General features: G+C 71.9%; 19 protein-coding genes. 7 read left to right on the forward strand and 12 right to left on the reverse strand.

The genetic code is table 11. The annotated features are described in order from the left end of the window. Positions 1–120: 120 nt before the first annotated feature. Entirely contained in the window at positions 121–1,557 is a 1,437-nt protein-coding gene (pyk, locus tag EU555_RS30180; protein ID WP_135419036.1) for a pyruvate kinase, read from the forward strand. 51 nt (positions 1,558–1,608) lie between these two features. On the opposite strand, the gene EU555_RS30185 is transcribed toward pyk, so the two are convergent. Then, on the reverse strand, positions 1,609–1,794 hold the full coding sequence (locus EU555_RS30185) for a hypothetical protein (RefSeq protein WP_135419037.1): 186 nt from the start codon (positions 1,792–1,794) through the stop codon (positions 1,609–1,611). A 79-nt stretch (positions 1,795–1,873) separates the two neighbouring features. After that, positions 1,874–2,434 (reverse strand): hypothetical protein, encoded by a 561-nt coding sequence (locus EU555_RS30190; protein WP_135419038.1) that lies wholly within the window; start codon positions 2,432–2,434, stop codon positions 1,874–1,876. Positions 2,435–2,514: 80 nt separating this feature from the next. Between EU555_RS30190 and EU555_RS30195 the strand changes: the two genes are divergently transcribed. After that, positions 2,515–3,024, forward strand: a complete 510-nt coding sequence (locus tag EU555_RS30195) for a GNAT family N-acetyltransferase (protein ID WP_135419039.1) — start codon at positions 2,515–2,517, stop codon at positions 3,022–3,024. Positions 3,025–3,031: 7 nt separating this feature from the next. Here EU555_RS30195 and EU555_RS30200 read toward each other — a convergent pair whose 3' ends face one another. The 6 genes from EU555_RS30200 to EU555_RS30225 form a co-directional block, all read right to left on the reverse strand. Further along, complete coding sequence (locus EU555_RS30200; protein ID WP_135419040.1) at positions 3,032–4,054, reverse strand: alpha/beta fold hydrolase; 1,023 nt, start codon at positions 4,052–4,054, stop codon at positions 3,032–3,034. A gap of 24 nt (positions 4,055–4,078) precedes the next feature. Then, entirely contained in the window at positions 4,079–4,696 is a 618-nt protein-coding gene (locus tag EU555_RS30205) for a tetratricopeptide repeat protein (protein WP_135419064.1), read from the reverse strand. A 113-nt stretch (positions 4,697–4,809) separates the two neighbouring features. Next, on the reverse strand, positions 4,810–4,935 hold the full coding sequence (ykgO, locus tag EU555_RS30210; protein ID WP_012334921.1) for a type B 50S ribosomal protein L36: 126 nt from the start codon (positions 4,933–4,935) through the stop codon (positions 4,810–4,812). A 673-nt stretch (positions 4,936–5,608) separates the two neighbouring features. Continuing rightward, positions 5,609–6,607: a class II fructose-bisphosphatase gene (glpX, locus tag EU555_RS30215; protein WP_135419041.1), complete on the reverse strand. Its 999-nt coding sequence runs from the start codon at positions 6,605–6,607 to the stop codon at positions 5,609–5,611. Between the two features lie 187 nt (positions 6,608–6,794). After that, positions 6,795–8,117 (reverse strand): homoserine dehydrogenase, encoded by a 1,323-nt coding sequence (locus tag EU555_RS30220; RefSeq protein ID WP_135419042.1) that lies wholly within the window; start codon positions 8,115–8,117, stop codon positions 6,795–6,797. Between the two features lie 109 nt (positions 8,118–8,226). Next, on the reverse strand, positions 8,227–8,907 hold the full coding sequence (locus EU555_RS30225) for a hypothetical protein (RefSeq protein WP_135419043.1): 681 nt from the start codon (positions 8,905–8,907) through the stop codon (positions 8,227–8,229). Positions 8,908–9,013: 106 nt separating this feature from the next. Between EU555_RS30225 and xth the strand changes: the two genes are divergently transcribed. Then, positions 9,014–9,805, forward strand: coding sequence for an exodeoxyribonuclease III (gene xth / locus EU555_RS30230; protein ID WP_135419044.1), 792 nt, complete (start codon positions 9,014–9,016; stop codon positions 9,803–9,805). Positions 9,806–9,814: 9 nt separating this feature from the next. On the opposite strand, the gene EU555_RS30235 is transcribed toward xth, so the two are convergent. Both EU555_RS30235 and EU555_RS30240 read right to left on the reverse strand, forming a co-directional pair. Further along, positions 9,815–10,582, reverse strand: coding sequence for a Crp/Fnr family transcriptional regulator (locus EU555_RS30235; protein WP_245524573.1), 768 nt, complete (start codon positions 10,580–10,582; stop codon positions 9,815–9,817). Continuing rightward, the gene (locus tag EU555_RS30240; RefSeq protein WP_167858715.1) at positions 10,579–10,956 is read right to left on the reverse strand and encodes a response regulator; all 378 of its coding nucleotides are present in this window, start codon (positions 10,954–10,956) and stop codon (positions 10,579–10,581) included. Before EU555_RS30240 ends, EU555_RS30235 begins: the two co-directional genes overlap by 4 nt. A 312-nt stretch (positions 10,957–11,268) precedes the next feature. Between EU555_RS30240 and EU555_RS30245 the strand changes: the two genes are divergently transcribed. Continuing rightward, positions 11,269–11,982: a Crp/Fnr family transcriptional regulator gene (locus EU555_RS30245; RefSeq protein WP_135419046.1), complete on the forward strand. Its 714-nt coding sequence runs from the start codon at positions 11,269–11,271 to the stop codon at positions 11,980–11,982. Further along, entirely contained in the window at positions 11,982–12,239 is a 258-nt protein-coding gene (locus EU555_RS30250) for a DUF6894 family protein (RefSeq protein WP_135419047.1), read from the forward strand. Before EU555_RS30245 ends, EU555_RS30250 begins: the two co-directional genes overlap by 1 nt. Here EU555_RS30250 and EU555_RS30255 read toward each other — a convergent pair. Beyond that, complete coding sequence (locus EU555_RS30255; RefSeq protein ID WP_135419048.1) at positions 12,217–12,480, reverse strand: hypothetical protein; 264 nt, start codon at positions 12,478–12,480, stop codon at positions 12,217–12,219. The two genes, EU555_RS30250 and EU555_RS30255, sit on opposite strands and share 23 nt — an antisense overlap. A gap of 135 nt (positions 12,481–12,615) precedes the next feature. Between EU555_RS30255 and EU555_RS30260 the strand changes: the two genes are divergently transcribed. Then, the gene (locus EU555_RS30260) at positions 12,616–12,930 is read left to right on the forward strand and encodes a hypothetical protein (protein WP_135419049.1); all 315 of its coding nucleotides are present in this window, start codon (positions 12,616–12,618) and stop codon (positions 12,928–12,930) included. A 429-nt stretch (positions 12,931–13,359) separates the two neighbouring features. Further along, positions 13,360–13,623 carry a hypothetical protein gene (locus EU555_RS30265; protein WP_135419050.1) on the forward strand — a complete coding sequence of 88 codons (264 nt, stop codon included), beginning with the start codon at positions 13,360–13,362 and terminating at the stop codon, positions 13,621–13,623. Between the two features lie 220 nt (positions 13,624–13,843). Here the strand turns inward: EU555_RS30265 and EU555_RS30270 are convergent, their stop codons facing one another. Then, the gene (locus EU555_RS30270) at positions 13,844–14,725 is read right to left on the reverse strand and encodes a transglutaminase family protein (RefSeq protein WP_135419051.1); all 882 of its coding nucleotides are present in this window, start codon (positions 14,723–14,725) and stop codon (positions 13,844–13,846) included. Between the last annotated feature and the right edge of the window lie 60 nt (positions 14,726–14,785).

Raw genomic sequence — 14,785 nt, forward strand, 5'->3', positions numbered from 1 at the left:
CCCCGGACCGGGATCGCCCGGCCGGGCGCGGAGGCCGAAACGCCCATTGACCCGGGCCCGCCGACCGGCTTTCGGTAGGGGCGCTCCCTCGACGCCCCTTCACACCCGGACCTTGCCCTCATGAAGCGCGCCCGCCGCACCAAGATCGTCGCGACCCTCGGCCCGGCCTCCGAGGATCCGGCGGTGATCGAGGCGCTGTTTGCCGCCGGCGCCGACGTGTTTCGCATCAACATGAGCCACCTGCCCCGCGAGCGGCTGAGCGAGCGGGTGGCGACGATCCGGCGTATCGAGCAGAAGCTGAAGCGCCCGATCGCCGTGCTGGTCGACCTGCAGGGGCCGAAGCTCCGGGTCGGCCGCTTCGCGGCGGACGCCGCGACGATCGAGAACGGCCAGACCTTCGTCCTCGACGACGATCCCGGCCTGGGCGACGCGACCCGGGTCCACCTGCCCCATCCCGAGATCCTCTCGGCCCTCGAGCCCGGCCACGCGGTGATCGTCGACGACGGCAAGCTGCGCCTCGTCGTGACCGAGGTGGCACCCGGCCGGGCGGTGACCCGGGTTGTGACCGGCGGAAAGATCTCGAACCGCAAGGGCGTGTCCCTGCCCGACACCACGATCCCCGTCGCGGCGATGACCGAGAAGGACCGCCTCGACCTCGAGGCCGGCCTCGCCGCCGGGGCCGACTGGATCGCCGTGTCGTTCGTGCAGCGCCCGGAGGACGTCGCCGAGGTCAAGGCGGTGGCGCAAGGGAAGGCCCTGGTGATGGCCAAGATCGAGAAGCCGCAGGCGGTGGCTTCCCTCGACGCGATCATGGCGGTGGCCGACGGGCTGATGGTCGCCCGCGGCGACCTCGGGGTCGAGATGCCGCTGGAGCAGGTGCCGGGCGTGCAGAAGCGCATCACCCGCGGGGCGCGCCGCCTCGGCAAGCCGGTGGTGGTGGCCACGCAAATGCTCGAATCGATGATCACCGCCCCGGTGCCAACCCGGGCCGAGGTCTCGGACGTGGCGACGGCGGTCTACGAGGGGGCGGACGCCGTGATGCTCTCGGCCGAGAGCGCGTCGGGCGCCTTTCCGGTCGAGGCGGTCTCGACGATGAACCGCATCGCCGAGCAGGTCGAGCGCGACGGGATCTACTGGTCGATCATCGCGGCCCAGCGCACGGTGCCGGAGGCGACCGCCTCCGACGCCATCGCGGAGGCCGCCCACCAGATCGCCGGGACGCTGGGGCTCAGCGCCGTGATGGCCTGGACCGCTTCCGGCTCGACGGCCCTGCGGCTGGCCCGCGCCCGGCCCGACGCCACCGTGATCGCGCTGACCCCGAAGCGCGAGACGGCGCGGCGCCTCGCGCTCGCCTGGGGCACCCACCCGATCGTCACCAACGACGCCAGCGACATCGACGACATGTCGTTCCGCGCCTGCAAGTTCGCGGTGCGCGAAGCCTTCGCAGGCGTCGGCGACCGGGTGATCGTGGTGGCGGGCCTGCCCTTCGGCACGCCGGGGGCGACGAACCTGGTGCGCATCGCGACGGTGACGCCGGAGCATGCCGCGAAGGCGTGAGGTTCGGGCGGCGATTGCCGGTCTGGCACCGCCGGGCGCCGCCTTCATCCCTCAGCGACCCGGCGGACAGCGAACGACATGGACGTGCGTGCCGCCTTTCGCGTCGAGATGGTCGATGGAGCCGGGCCGCTCCCGGCTGGGAACCTTCACCACGTCCAGCGCAGTCAAGATCTCGCGGAGGGAGGTCGAACCGTCTCCATCGAAGTCCATCTCGCCGAACGAGTGATAGCCCATCATCCAGACCACCCAGGCGATCGAGGACGGGATGAGAACGCCAAGCCCGCCAGGACAAGGACGAACCAGCGGAGCAATGGCGTCATGGGATGCCGACGTTCCGCGCGAGGGCCTGCCAGATCTCCTGCTCCGGTTCCTCATCGCCGGCACCAAGGCTGACGAGGCCGTCGGCCCGGTAGGTCAGGACGCGCTCGTCCGGCAGATAGAGGGACCAAAGCTCCTCGTCGTCCGCCTCGTCCGGTGATGGCCATGTCGTCAGGGTCGCGCCGAGGTCGAACGAGAAGGCGGCTTGCCGGGAGGCGGCATCGAGCGTGAATGCGATCAGCTTCTGCCCGTCCATCTCATGCGCGGCGGCCTCGATCTGCGCGGCAGGGCTGTCATCGGTCGCCAGGATCTCCCCGGCGGCGGTGACGTGCCACTGGCAGCAGAAGACGAAGAGGTTCCACTCTCCGACCGGCTTGACGACGCGCCGTGCCGCCAGATGCCGCAGCTTGGCGGAGGACGAGGTCGAGACATAGGGCTCGCGCACGGAGAGACGCGGCGATCCGAACTGAAACGAGAGGATGCTCCCCTGCCCGCGCTTGACGCACCAGCACGGCAGGCCGATCAACGGCGCGACCGCGGTGGTGACGGCATCGTGCATGCCGCCTGTCCTGACGGCATCCACGCGGCCCGCAAACCCGCCCGCGCCGGGCCTTCCGCGTGGCCCAGGCCCGATGACCGATGGACACGACCGCGATCCCGATCCTCCGTACAGCCCGGCTGACCTTGCGCGCCCTCGCCGAGGCGGATCACGCCGACCTGTACGCGCTCGCGCATGACGAGGCAGTCAGCCGTTTCATGCATGAGGGCGATCCGCCGTCGAGGGCGGACATCGCCGCCCGGGTGGCGGGTGCGCGGCGGTACTGGAGCCTGCGCGGCTACGGCATGATGGGCCTTGAGGATGCCGAGGGGTTCGTCGGGCGTCTCGGGCTGGTTCACCCGCCCGGCGGGGCGGATCCGCTCCTGGTCTACGCCGTGTGCCGCCGCGGCTGGGGCCGGGGCTACGCCACGGAGGGCGGTCGCGCCTTCCTGCGATGGCTCCGCACGACCCACGGGACGATGCCGGTCCTGGCGCAGATCGACCCGCGCAACGACGGGTCGGCGCGCGTGGCGGTGAAGCTCGGAGGCGTGCGGACGGGAACGGCGTCGCGGGCGGGCCACACGCTGGACGTCTGGACCATCGGCGCCTGAACGCCCCCTACTCCGCCCCCGCCCGCTCGCGCGCCGCCAGGATCTCGATCTCCGCCACCACCGTGTCGGCGGCGACGTACTGGAGCATGTGGCCGATGCCCGGCAGTACCACGAGCTTCGCCCCCGGCACCTCGCGGGCGAGCGCCGCGGCATGGATGTCGGTCTTGACCACCGGGTCGGCGTCGCCGGCGACGATGACGGTGGGGGCGGTGATCGCGCGGTAGCGCGGGCTCTGGGCTTGCAGGAAGGCGTAGAGGCCGTCGAGGTCGCGCAGGTTCGCCCCGAAGGTCGAGGGGCGCAGGACCAGCGGCACCCGCGCGCCGTCGATGTAGCCTTCCGGCAGGCCTTGCGGGCGGAAGACCACCTCGGCGAAGCGGTCGAGATAGGCCAGGCCGAGGGGCGCCGCGACCGTGTAGGTGGCGAGCGTCAGCAGCATCCGCCCGGGCAGCGAGCGGTACCAGGCGGCGTAGCCTCCGACCGAGCCGCCCGGCCACGGGTGGGTCACGGGGGCGAGGAGGGCGAGGCCGGCGACCCGCTCCGGGTGATCGAGGGCGAGGGCCGTGGCAAGCGCCCCGGACCAGGAATGGCCGACGATCAGGGCCGGGCCGACCTTCATCGCCGCCAGCGCCTCGCTGATCAGCCGCGCCTGCACCGCCGGCGAGGCGGCGTCCGGGGCGATGCGGTCGCTGTAGCCGAAGCCGGGCCGGTCGAAGGAGAGCACCCGGAAGCCGTCGCCGGCGAGCCGCCGGCCGATCGCCTGCATCGGGTCCATGGCGTTGGCCGACGCCCCGTGCAGGAGCACGACGGTGCCGCGGCTCGGCGCGCCCTCGCCGGGGCCGGCCTCCAGCACCGCGAGGTGCCCGCCCTCCACCGCGACCCGCCGACCCGCCGGGGGATAGCGCGCCTCGATCACGAGGGTGATGATCCAGGTCGCGAGCAGGCCCGCGGCGACGAGCGCCAGCACCAGGCCGCCGAGGAGGCCGGCGATCACGGTCAGCACGCGGGCGATCCGCCGCTCACGCCGGCGCATGCGGCCGGGCCGAGGGATGGCCGGTCACAGGTCGCGGCCGTCGACGTCCGGGGCGAGACGCTCGATCGCCTCGTGGACCTTGCCCATGCGGGGATAGATCGCCTCGGCGCGCCGGAAGGCGGCGAGCGCCCGGCTCTTGTCGTCGCTCGCCATGTAGATGTGGGCGAGCGCCGCCCAGGCCTCGAAATGGCGAGGCTCGAGGGTCAGGGTCCTGTGGAGGTCGGCGAGCGCGCTCGCCTGGTCCTCGAGCAGGTAGAAGGCGGTGGCGCGCCGGCTCCAGCCCTCGGCCCAGCCCGGCTCCAGCACCGTCACCCGGTCGAGGAGCTCGACGGCGAGCGGGTAGTCCTTGGCCTGCATCGCCTCCGCGGCGCGGCTCGCCAGGAGGTCGACGGTGTCGCTGCCGGAGCGGTCGAGGCGGCGCTCGATCAGCTGGGCGACGCCACGGGCCTCGGCATCGTCCTTGGCAGCCTTGAGGCGCGCGAAGAGGTCGTCGAGGGTGACGGGCGCCCGCGGAGCGTCCTTCGGCGCGTCCTTGCGGGATCCGTCCTGACGGGGCGCATCCTGCGCCGCGGCGACCGGCACGATCGCCAGCGGCACCATCGCCAGAACGACGAAAGCCGGCGCTCCGAAGAGGCCGGCCATCATGCGGATCGGAAGAGAGAGACGGCGCATGCCGGCACTGTCCGGCGCCGGCGCAGTCCCGTCAACGCGATGGCTTGCCGCGGTTCCGAGCCGCCGGCGAGCCCCGCGCGGCGTCAGCCCTGGCGGGCCTTGTAGCGCTTCTGGGTCTTGTTGATGACGTAGACCCGGCCTTTGCGGCGCACGAGCTGGTTGTCACGGTGCCGGCCGCGGAGCGACTTCAGCGAGTTGCGGATCTTCATCGGTCTGTCTCACGTCGGTGCGCCGGAACGCCCGGGCGCGGATGGAAAAACGGGCTTGCGGCGAACGCCCCAGACGACGCCCAAGACAAAATCCCGAGGCAAAAGTCCAAGACGAACGCCGACGCCGGGCGATGCGGAGCACCGCCCGTGCGGAGGCGCGTGACTTACCCGGCGAGGGGCCGAAAAGTCAACCGGACCGGCGCGAAAACCGAGGGCGATCGCGTCGGGCCCGGACTGGCTCGAGCGACGCGCCGTGCAGGATCGTCGTTGGCAGGGGGCCTGGCGTTCGGCGAGGCCCGCATGCGGTCATCGCTGTCGATCCTCGACCACGTCTCAGCCCTGAGGATCCGCGCCAGCACTGGCGGGCGATCGACCGCGGCTCCGACGCGCCGAAGAGGCACCGTCCGGCGATGAATCGGCAGGGTCGAGACACAGGTCGACACCGGCAGACCGAACCGCCTGCACCGGGTGCTCGACATCGTCCACGGCGACCGCGCGCGGCCGCAGACCGGTATGCGCGCCCCACCGGCGGCACGGCCTCGAGGCCCGCGGAACGCTCGCCGGTCTCAACCCCGCCGACCTCGACGGCCTCCTCCGACACACGCCCGCGCACCCGGCAGGACGCCGAGGGGTCGCCGGCCGGCCTTCCCGCGCGGCTCTCCGGCAGAGGATCCTATGTCAGGTGGAACTTGTCGAAGTCGCGGTGCTCGGCCTCGATCCGGCGCACGGTGCCGGTATGCGAGCGATAGACCACCGTCTCGGTGCGGATCGTGCTGCGGCCGAACTTCACGCCCTTGACCAGCGCCCCGTCGGTCACGCCGGTGAGCGCCACCACGACGTCGCCGCGGGCGAGGTCGTCGAGGGCGTAGAGGCGGTTCGGGTCGGCGACGCCCATCTTGGCGGCGCGGTCGCGCTTCTCCTGGGTGTCGAGGATCAGCCGGCCCTGCATCTGGCCGCCGATGCAGCGCAAGGCGCCCGCCGCCAGAACGCCCTCGGGGGCGGCGCCGATGCCGAGATAGATGTCGATGCCGGTCTCCTCCGGCATGGTGGTGAAGATCACGCCGGCGACGTCGCCGTCGGAGATCAGGCGCACGCCCGCCCCCGTCCGGCGGATCGCCGCGATCAGGTCGGTGTGGCGCGGACGGTCGAGGACGAGGGCGGTGATCTCGGCCGGGGGGACGCCCTTGGCCTTGGCCAGCGCGTGGATGTTCTCCTCAGGGCTGGCGTCGAGATGGACCGTGCCGGCCGGGTAGCCCGGGCCGATGGCGATCTTGTGCATGTAGACGTCGGGGGCGGCCAGCAGCGTGCCGCCCTCGGCCATCGCCATCACGGCGACCGAGCCCGGCATGTCCTTGGCGCAGAGCGTGGTGCCTTCGAGGGGATCGACCGCGATGTCGACCTTCGGGCCCGAGCCGTTGCCGAGGGTCTCGCCGATGAACAGCATCGGGGCCTCGTCGCGCTCGCCCTCGCCGATCACCACGGTGCCGTCGATCGGCAGGCGGTTCAGCTCGCGGCGCATGGCGTCGACGGCGGCCTGGTCGGCGGCCTTCTCGTTGCCCTGGCCGCGCAGGCGCGCCGCCGCCACGGCGGCCCGCTCGGTGACGCGCACCAGCTCGAGGGTCAGGATGCGCTCGATGACCTGGCTCGGTCCCGGCTTCTTGGCGTCCGACATGCGTTCGTGATCCTCGTGCTGGTCCCTGGCGCCGGGTCTTAGAGGAGAAACCGGCGCCGCTGAAATGAATTTTGCCCAGTGGCCGCCCGTTCACCGGTGGATTGCGCAGGATCGTTTCCCGATCGATCCGCTGCCGCGGCGAGCGGCAATTGTCGCCGACGGGACGATGACGGTCCGGCGTCCGGCCTCACTCGCGCTCGATGCGGATGAGCTGGGGCGGCTCGGACAGGAGCCCGTCCGCCGCCATGGCGTCGAGGCTCTCGCGGATCGCCGCCTCGGTCGCCGCGTAGGTGATGAGCACGAGCGGCACCGGCAGGCCGGAGCGCCCGTGGCGGTCGCGCGCCGCGGCGCTCTCGGAGCGGCGCTGCAGGATGCTCTCGAGCGAGATCTCGCGCTCGGCCATCTTGGTGGCCACGCCGGCGGCGACGCCGGGGCGGTCGTGGACGGTGAGCCGGATGTAGTAGCCGCCCTCGTGGCGCTGCATCTCGGCCCGGACCGGCGCCGTCAGGCCGGCGGTCGGGCGGCCGAAGGCCGGGGGCGTGCGCCCCGCCGCCACGTCGGCGATGTCGGCCACCACCGCCGAGGCGGTGGCCTCGCCGCCGGCGCCGGGGCCGATCAGGGTCAGCTCGCGGAGCGCATCGGTGTCGATGGTGACGGCGTTCGTCACGCCCATCACCTGGGCGATGGCGGAGGATTTCGGCACCATGGTCGGGTGGACCCGCTGCTCGATGCCGGCCGCGGTCGCCTCGGCGACGCCGAGCAGCTTGATCCGGTAGCCGAGCTCGTCGGCCATGCGCAGGTCGAGGGGGGTGATCGCCGAGATGCCCTCGACCGAGACGCCCTCGGCGTCGAGCTCGGTGCCGAAGGCGAGGCTCGTCAGGATCGCGAGCTTGTGGGCGGTGTCGAAGCCCTCGACGTCGAAGGTCGGGTCGGCCTCGGCGTAGCCGAGGGCTTGGGCGTCCTTCAGGCAGGCCTCGAAGGTCAGGCCCTCGAGCTCCATCCGGCTCAGGATGTAGTTGCAGGTGCCGTTGAGGATCCCGTAGACGCGGGAGATCCGGTTGCCGGCCAGCGCCTCGCGCAGGGCCTTGACCACCGGGATGCCGCCGGCCGCCGACGCCTCGAAGGCGAGCGCGACGCCGGCGCCTTCCGCGGCCCGCGCCAGCGCCGGGCCGTGGCGGGCGAGCAGCGCCTTGTTGGCGGTCACGACGTGCTTGCCCGCGACGAGCGCCGCCTCGACGGTGGCCCGGGCCGGACCTTCCGCGCCGCCGATCAGCTCGACCACGCAATCGACCTCGGCGGAGCTTGCGAGCGCGACGGGATCGTCGAACCAGGTCACGCCCTGGAGATCCAGCCCGCGGTCGCGCGAGCGGTCCCGGGCCGCGACCGCCGTCACCCGGACCGGCCGCCCGGCGGTGGCGCTGATCGCCTCGGCGCGGCGCGCGACCATGCGGACGACGGAGGCTCCGACGGTGCCGAGACCGGCGATGCCGAGGCGGAGGGGGTGTGTCATGGCGTGCAATCCGGGCAGGCAGGCGCCGGGACCGACAGGGCGCGGTCCGGCGGCGGCGCTCTTCTGCAACGGTTTCCGGACCCGTGCAAGGAAGCGGGCTCCCGCGACGTCATGGGGCGGGGCCGGCGCGGCGGGCCGCCCGCACCAGGCCGTACAGGACGCCGGCATTGAGCAGGTGCCAGAGCCAGTGGGTGCCGATCGGCAGGAGCGGACAGAGGGCGGGGTCGAGGGTGCGGGCGGTGAGCGAGACGAGGAACAGCACGCCGAGCCCGATCAGGGCGGCGCCGTCCCGGTGTCCCGCCCGGTTCCCTGCCCGCAGCGAGGCGGCGCCGACGCCGAACAGGGCGAGCGCCGCCGGTGCATAGCCGATCGAGCCGTTGCTGAGGGGGCCGAGCGGCCGCCCGGCGAGCCCCGCCAGGGCGGGCTCGAAGAGAGCGGCCGCGACCGCGAAGGCGAGGGTGCCGGCGAGGGCCGGGAGGGCCGAGACCCCGAGGAAGCGCCTGAGTGCCAGGAAGAAGTAGGCGTGGATGAACAGCGCGATCGGGATCACGTCGGCGAGCATCGCCCACTGGACGGCGAGGGTGTGGAACAGGGCGCTGCCGATGCCGATGGCGCCGATCAGCCAGGCGAAGGCGTCCGCGACCAAGTCCGGCGCCCGGCCGCGTCGCAGCAGCAGGATCGCAGCCACCACGAAGGCGGCGTTCGAGGCCGCGTTCAGCGGCTCGGCGAAGAGTTCCGGCCCGGTGCGCTCGCAATAGTCGCGCACCGGCTCCCACCATCCCGACGCCATCGCCCGGTCCCCAAGCCCCATCCGCCCGCGGCTTGCCAGGGCGGCGCGAAACCCCGATGACGGGCCGTCCGGCCGAACGCCGGCTGTTCGAGCGGCGCGGGACGCGATGCGGATCACCACCTGGAACGTCAACTCGGTCAAGCAGCGCCTGCCCCACCTGCTGGCCTTCCTGGCGGAGGCGCAGCCCGACGTGGTCTGCCTGCAGGAGCTGAAATGCGTCGACGACGCGTTTCCCCGCACCGAGATCGAGGAGGCCGGCTACGTCGTGGCGACCCACGGCCAGAAGGCGTTCAACGGCGTCGCGCTGCTCGCCCGCCGGCCCCTGCCGCTCCAGGAGATCCGCCGCGGCCTGCCGGGCGACGCCGACGACGAGCAGGCGCGCTACATCGAGGCGGTGATCCCGACCGAGACCGTGCCGGTGCGGGTCGCCTCGATCTACCTGCCGAACGGCAACCCCGTCGGCACGCCGAAATACGACTACAAGCTCGCCTTCCTGCGCCGGCTCCACGCCCATGCCGTGGGCTTGCGGGCGCGCGAGGAGGTGATGGTGCTCGCGGGCGACTACAACGTGATCCCGGAGCCCGAGGACGCCGCCAACCCGGCGGAGTGGACGAGCGACGCGCTGTTCCTGCCCCAGACCCGGGCGGCGTTCCGCGCGCTTCTCAACGAGGGCTTCACCGATGCCCTGCGGGCCTGCGACGGCAGGCCGGGCGTCTACAGCTTCTGGGACTACCAGGCCGGCTGCTGGCCGCGGAACCAGGGCATCCGCATCGACCACCTGCTCCTGTCGCCGCAAGGACTCGACCGCCTCGCCTCGGCCTCGGTGCAGAAGCACCTGCGCGGGCTCGACAAGCCGTCCGACCACGTGCCGGTGACGGTGGAGCTGGATCTCGGCTGACCGCCGCTCTCAGCCGGCCGCCGGCCGCAGGTAGTCGGCCTGGAACTCGGCGATCTCCTGCAGGGCGGGGAGGTTGAGGATGTCGACGCGCTTGCCGCCCATCTCGACGAGCCGCATCAGGCGCAGCTGCCGCAGCACCCGGTTGACGTGCACGTTCGACAGGCCGGTCGTGTCGGCGAGGTCCTGCTGCGTCAGCGCCAGGTCGTAGCCGGCCTTGGTCGCCCACCCGACGGCGCGCAGCCGCTCGTGCAGCTCGCACAGGAGGTGCGACACCCGCTCGATCGCCGAGCGGCAGCCGACATTCATCACCCATTCCCGCGTCGTCTCCTCCTCGGCGAGCTTGGCGAGGCGAAGCGCCCGGGCGACGGCCGGGTATTGCTGGTTAAGGCTCGCCAGGGCCTCGCGGGGGACCCGCGCGACCCGGCAGGGCCCGAGGGTGCCGACGCTGTGGTTCAGCCGGTCGAGATGCAGGATGTCCGGGTCACAGAGATCGCCGGGCACGAGGTAGGCGGTGATCTGGCGGGCCCCGCTGCGGCGGTGCCGGTAGCGGCAGGCCACGCCTTCCAGGATCAGCACGGCGCTCTCCGGCGCGGCGCCCTCGGCCAGGAGGTCGAGCCGCCCCTCGACACGCTGCGCGCCGGTGCCGAGGCCGGCGAGCGCCGCCCGCTCCTCCGCGCTCAAGCGACCGAAGGCCGAGAGCTTGCGCACGATCGGGTGGAGCAGGTGCCCGCCCGGGGACGGCGCCGCGGGGGAGAGATGGGTCATCGTCAGGGTCATGGTCGCGCCTCGCGGGCGAGCTGGTCGAGCACCAGGACGAGGTCCCGGTGCCAGGCCGGCTTGGTCAGTCGGGGCGCGGCGCGTAAGTCGGCGCAGGCCGTGGCGTCGCGCTCATCGTCGGTGTGGACCACGAACGGGATGCCTCTCCGGCGCAGCGTCCGTGCCAGCCGGCTGCCGTCTCCGTCCCGGAGCGGGACATCGACGACCGCGAGGTCGGGCGCGCTCCGCGCCACCCACTCCACGGCCTCGGCCTGGGTCCTGAGCGGGCCGGTGACGCGGTAGCCGGCCTCCGCCAGGGCGTCGCCGAGATCGAGGCCGATCAGCGGATCGTCCTCGATCAGCAGCACGGTCGGCCGGCCCTCGTCCTGTTGCACGATCGACCCTCCCCTTCCGTCGCTCCCGATGCGAGCCGCACGAAGGTTATAGGCACGGCATGACGCGTCCGTAAGAGATCGACGTATCTCGGTGTTGTATCGAACAATGGCCACAACAGACGAACGTTCCCGCATTATCAAAATATATTTATATGTTCTCGTTAATGCATCGAGTGTTATTTTTAGTATCATTTGTTATTAACAAATGACTGGTGATATATTTTCTTGGAGTTTTTCTCACATTCTGCTCGCGAAACCTCGAACTTCGGTACCAGCGGGAGGTTACGGTCGTTCTCGACCCAGGAGCAGACCGTGCCGCAGCCGCAGCAGGCCAATGTGCGCAACCGTCTTCTCCGGGCCATGGCCCCGGAGGATTTCGCGCGGCTCCAGCCCCACCTCGAAACCATGGCCGTGCAGATGCGCGAGCCGATGATCGCGCCCGACCGGCCGGTGGAGGAGCTCTTCTTCGTCGAGAGCGGCATCGTCTCGATCACCACCGGACACGACGAGAGCCGGATCGAGGTCGGGATGGTGGGCCGCGAGGGGCTGGTCGGCGCCGCCCCGGTGCTGCTTCACGCCGACCGTACGCCGCACCTGCATTTCGTGCAGGTCTCCGGCGAGGTGCTGAGCATCGGCCGGGAGCCGTTCTGCGACGCCGTCGAGGCGAGCGCGGCCTTGCGCCGGCTGCTGCTGCGCTACGTCCACACGGTGATGATCCAGGCCGCGCAGACCGCCCACGCCCACGCCGCCTTGGGCCTCGAGGGCCGCCTCGCGCGCTGGCTGCTGATGTGCCACGATCGGGTCGACGGCGACGAGCTGACGCTCACGCACGAGTTCCTGTCGATGATGCTCGGCGTCCAGCGGGCGGGCGTCACGCTGACGCTCCAGAACCTGGAGGGCGCCGGCCGCATCCGGGCCAAGCGCCGGCGCATCGAGGTGCTCGACCGGGAGAAGCTCAGGGCGCTCACCAACGGCAGCTACGGCGTGCCGGAGGCCGAGTATGCCCGCCTGATCGAGGGCAGGTGATGCCGCGCTACTTCTTCCACCTTCGGCACGGCCCCGGCCCGGACGGCCTGGCCCGCGACCCGGAGGGCGACGACCTGACCGGCCCCGCGGAGGTCCGCGCCCGCGCGCTCGCCGTCGCCCGGGACCTGATCGTCCGCACGCGGCTGCACGCCGTGCCGGACTGGTTCGCCTGCGCGTTCGAGGTGACCGACGCGCAGGGGCGGCCGGTGATGACGGTGCCGTTCTCCGACACCGTCACGGAGGACGACGAGGCCTGAGATCCGGAGCAAGCCGCCGGCGGATCCAGGCCTCGGCCGCGTCGAGATCGGTGAACTTCGCCGGCTGGAGCGAAGCCAGGCTCCCGAACCCCGTCTCCAGGAACCACAAGCCGGCATCCTCCTCGTGCACGTCGGAGAGGCAGACCAGCACCGCCACGAGGGCGCCGTCGGCGAAGACGAGCAACCCGCGCTCGTCCTCGCTCCCCGTCCTGACGCGCACGGGCTGGAGCGTGAGATCCATGATGGGGCAACGAGGCTGCGCTGGACTGGTTCGGGTGCTGCCGGCATGGCTGCCATCCCGGAACGCCGCCCGTTGCCACCCTTTGACCCGACGACCCCGCCCAAGGCGGGCGGACCGAGCGGAAAGGAGCCGGGCATGACGATCAGGATGACCAAGGTCGGGGCGATCGCAATCGCGCTCGTCGTCGGCGGTGCCGGACTGGCGGCGGCGCAGGGCGCGGGCGGTTCCGGTGGGGGTGGCGTCGGGGGCGGCGCGCTCGGCGCGGGCTCCGGCAGCCCGAACAGCACCGGAGCCGCCGGCCAGCCGGGCATCAGCCAGGACAGCGGCAGGGGCGCCGGCCACAGCAGCCTCGGCACCGGCACGACCGGCGCGGCGGCGGTGCCGCCGGGCGAGCGCGCCGGCGGCAGCGCGACGGGCGCCGGCGAGCCGGGACGCGGGGCGCCGCGGTGAGGCGCGGGTAGCATGACTTTGTGCAAACCAAGATCACGAGAGGCGCGGCATTCCCTCTCCCGTCTGTCAGAACCTGTTGGTTTTCTACGGCAGATTTGAAATCCTCCGAATCATTCCGGGGCCGCGGAGCGGTGCCCGGAATCCAGATACTCAGGACGCCCAAAAGAGAGCGGAACGCATCCCGCCTTTTCCTGCACGATTCGCGGTTCTGGATTCCGGGCTCCGCTCCGCGGCCCCGGAATGACACGGTGGGTGTCAGAGCCTGTTTGACGTGGCGGGCAAGTTTATCCCAACCTCAACCTCATCCTGAGGTGTCAGTCGATTAAAAATCGACTGACCTCGAAGGAGGGCTCCAGGGATCGCAGAGCCTTCTGGAGCCCTCCTTCGAGGCTCCTTTCAGTCGCACCTCAGGATGAGGTCGTGGATGGGATGAGTCAGGTCCATGCGACGCCCTTCTCGGCAATCAAACAGGCTCTCAATGCCATTGAGTGGCTCGAACTGTCGGCGAGCTTCGTGCTGGCAGCGGGACGGTTGGAGCATCGCTCAGGACCGGTGGTATTCTCCGGCAGGCATTCAGGCCCGTGCGGGATCGTCGATCCCCCCTTTCCCAAGCGGGCGAGGCGAATCGTGCTTGGCCGAAAGACATCGAGCCAATCTCAGCCGCGCACGCGCGAGCGTGAGCACCCGCAATGACGCAGCGCGGTCCGGCGTCCCCGAAATCGCCGATCATTGATCCAAGTTGAGGACGGGCGTCGGGAACGGGCGCAGTCTTCCCCTCGCCACGCCGACCCTGTCCCGTCCGAACGACGGCACTCGGCCGGTGTCGCGCCCGCGGGCCGGGACCTCCCTCCTCACGCGTTCAGCGCAACAGCCCGGCCCGCCTCCCCCTCTGCGACCCCCCCCTCGGCGTCCCTCAGGCCGGCTCGTCCTCCGGCACCACGTCGACCCCGACGCTGAGGCTCTGCGCGCCCGATCCGGCGATGATGCCGGCGACCGGCGCCACGTCGGCGTAGTCGCGGCCGCGGGCGACCGTGATGTGGTCGTTCTGCACGCCGATGCCGTTGGTGGGATCGAGGCCGATCCAGCCCTCGCCGCACCAGACAGCCACCCAGGCGTGGCTGGCATCCGCCCCTTCGAGGCGGGGCTGGCCCGGCGGCGGCAGGGTGCGGAGATAGCCGCTGACGTAGGCGGCCGGCAGCCCCAGGCCCCTGAGGGCCGCGATCACGATGTGGGAGAAATCCTGGCAGACGCCGCGCCGGCCCGCGAAGGCCTCGGCGAGCGGCGTGCCGACCTCGGTCGCCGCGGCGTCGAAGGCGAAGTCGGCGTGGACGCGGCGCATCAGGTCGTAGGCCCCCGCATAGGCGCCGCCGCCGGGAGGAAAGCTCGCCCGGGCGTAGTCGGTCACCTCGGGGAGGAGCGGCACCCGCCGGCTCGGGCCCGCGAAGTGGAGCGGCGCGTCGGCCCCGAGGCCCGGATAGGTCAGGACCCGCGCCCGCACCTCCTCCCAGGCAAGGCCCGTCCCCGAATCCGGCAGCGGCGGGCGCTCGACCCGGACGCGGGACTGCGCATCGATCCGGAAGTCGCGGTGCGGCGTCTCGACGGTGAGCGACACCGTGCGGTTGCCGAAGAAGTCCGTCCGCTCGGCCGCCGCCCGGGGTGCGGGCTCGACCACGACCTCGTGCGAGAGGGGCGTCTGCCCCTGCCCCTCCGCGGGGGCGAGGCGGAGCACGCAGCGCGCGAAGCTGACCGGGTTGCGGTAGGCATAGGCCGTGACGTGGCGCAGGCGGTAGAGCATCGGCGAGAGAACCGGGTTCTTGGGCTCGGGTTCTTGGGCTCGGGTTCTTGGGCTCGGATT

Source organism: Methylobacterium nonmethylotrophicum (genome assembly GCF_004745635.1).
Taxonomy (GTDB): Bacteria; Pseudomonadota; Alphaproteobacteria; order Rhizobiales; family Beijerinckiaceae; genus Methylobacterium; species Methylobacterium nonmethylotrophicum.

Coding starts and splice junctions, on each gene's coding strand:
- EU555_RS30225 (WP_135419043.1), bottom strand. CDS start 8,907: ATGGCGTCGGGATGGTGGGAGCCGGTGCGCGACTATTGCGAGCGCACC.
- EU555_RS30205 (WP_135419064.1), bottom strand. CDS start 4,696: ATGGCCGGCCTCTTCGGAGCGCCGGCTTTCGTCGTTCTGGCGATGGTG.
- EU555_RS30200 (WP_135419040.1), bottom strand. CDS start 4,054: ATGCGCCGGCGTGAGCGGCGGATCGCCCGCGTGCTGACCGTGATCGCC.
- xth (WP_135419044.1), top strand. CDS start 9,014: ATGCGGATCACCACCTGGAACGTCAACTCGGTCAAGCAGCGCCTGCCC.
- EU555_RS30235 (WP_245524573.1), bottom strand. CDS start 10,582: ATGACCCTGACGATGACCCATCTCTCCCCCGCGGCGCCGTCCCCGGGC.
- EU555_RS30185 (WP_135419037.1), bottom strand. CDS start 1,794: ATGATGGGCTATCACTCGTTCGGCGAGATGGACTTCGATGGAGACGGT.
- EU555_RS30250 (WP_135419047.1), top strand. CDS start 11,982: ATGCCGCGCTACTTCTTCCACCTTCGGCACGGCCCCGGCCCGGACGGC.
- pyk (WP_135419036.1), top strand. CDS start 121: ATGAAGCGCGCCCGCCGCACCAAGATCGTCGCGACCCTCGGCCCGGCC.
- glpX (WP_135419041.1), bottom strand. CDS start 6,607: ATGTCGGACGCCAAGAAGCCGGGACCGAGCCAGGTCATCGAGCGCATC.
- EU555_RS30255 (WP_135419048.1), bottom strand. CDS start 12,480: ATGGATCTCACGCTCCAGCCCGTGCGCGTCAGGACGGGGAGCGAGGAC.
- EU555_RS30270 (WP_135419051.1), bottom strand. CDS start 14,725: ATGCTCTACCGCCTGCGCCACGTCACGGCCTATGCCTACCGCAACCCG.
- EU555_RS30260 (WP_135419049.1), top strand. CDS start 12,616: ATGACGATCAGGATGACCAAGGTCGGGGCGATCGCAATCGCGCTCGTC.
- EU555_RS30220 (WP_135419042.1), bottom strand. CDS start 8,117: ATGACACACCCCCTCCGCCTCGGCATCGCCGGTCTCGGCACCGTCGGA.
- ykgO (WP_012334921.1), bottom strand. CDS start 4,935: ATGAAGATCCGCAACTCGCTGAAGTCGCTCCGCGGCCGGCACCGTGAC.
- EU555_RS30190 (WP_135419038.1), bottom strand. CDS start 2,434: ATGCACGATGCCGTCACCACCGCGGTCGCGCCGTTGATCGGCCTGCCG.
- EU555_RS30265 (WP_135419050.1), top strand. CDS start 13,360: ATGAGTCAGGTCCATGCGACGCCCTTCTCGGCAATCAAACAGGCTCTC.
- EU555_RS30195 (WP_135419039.1), top strand. CDS start 2,515: ATGGACACGACCGCGATCCCGATCCTCCGTACAGCCCGGCTGACCTTG.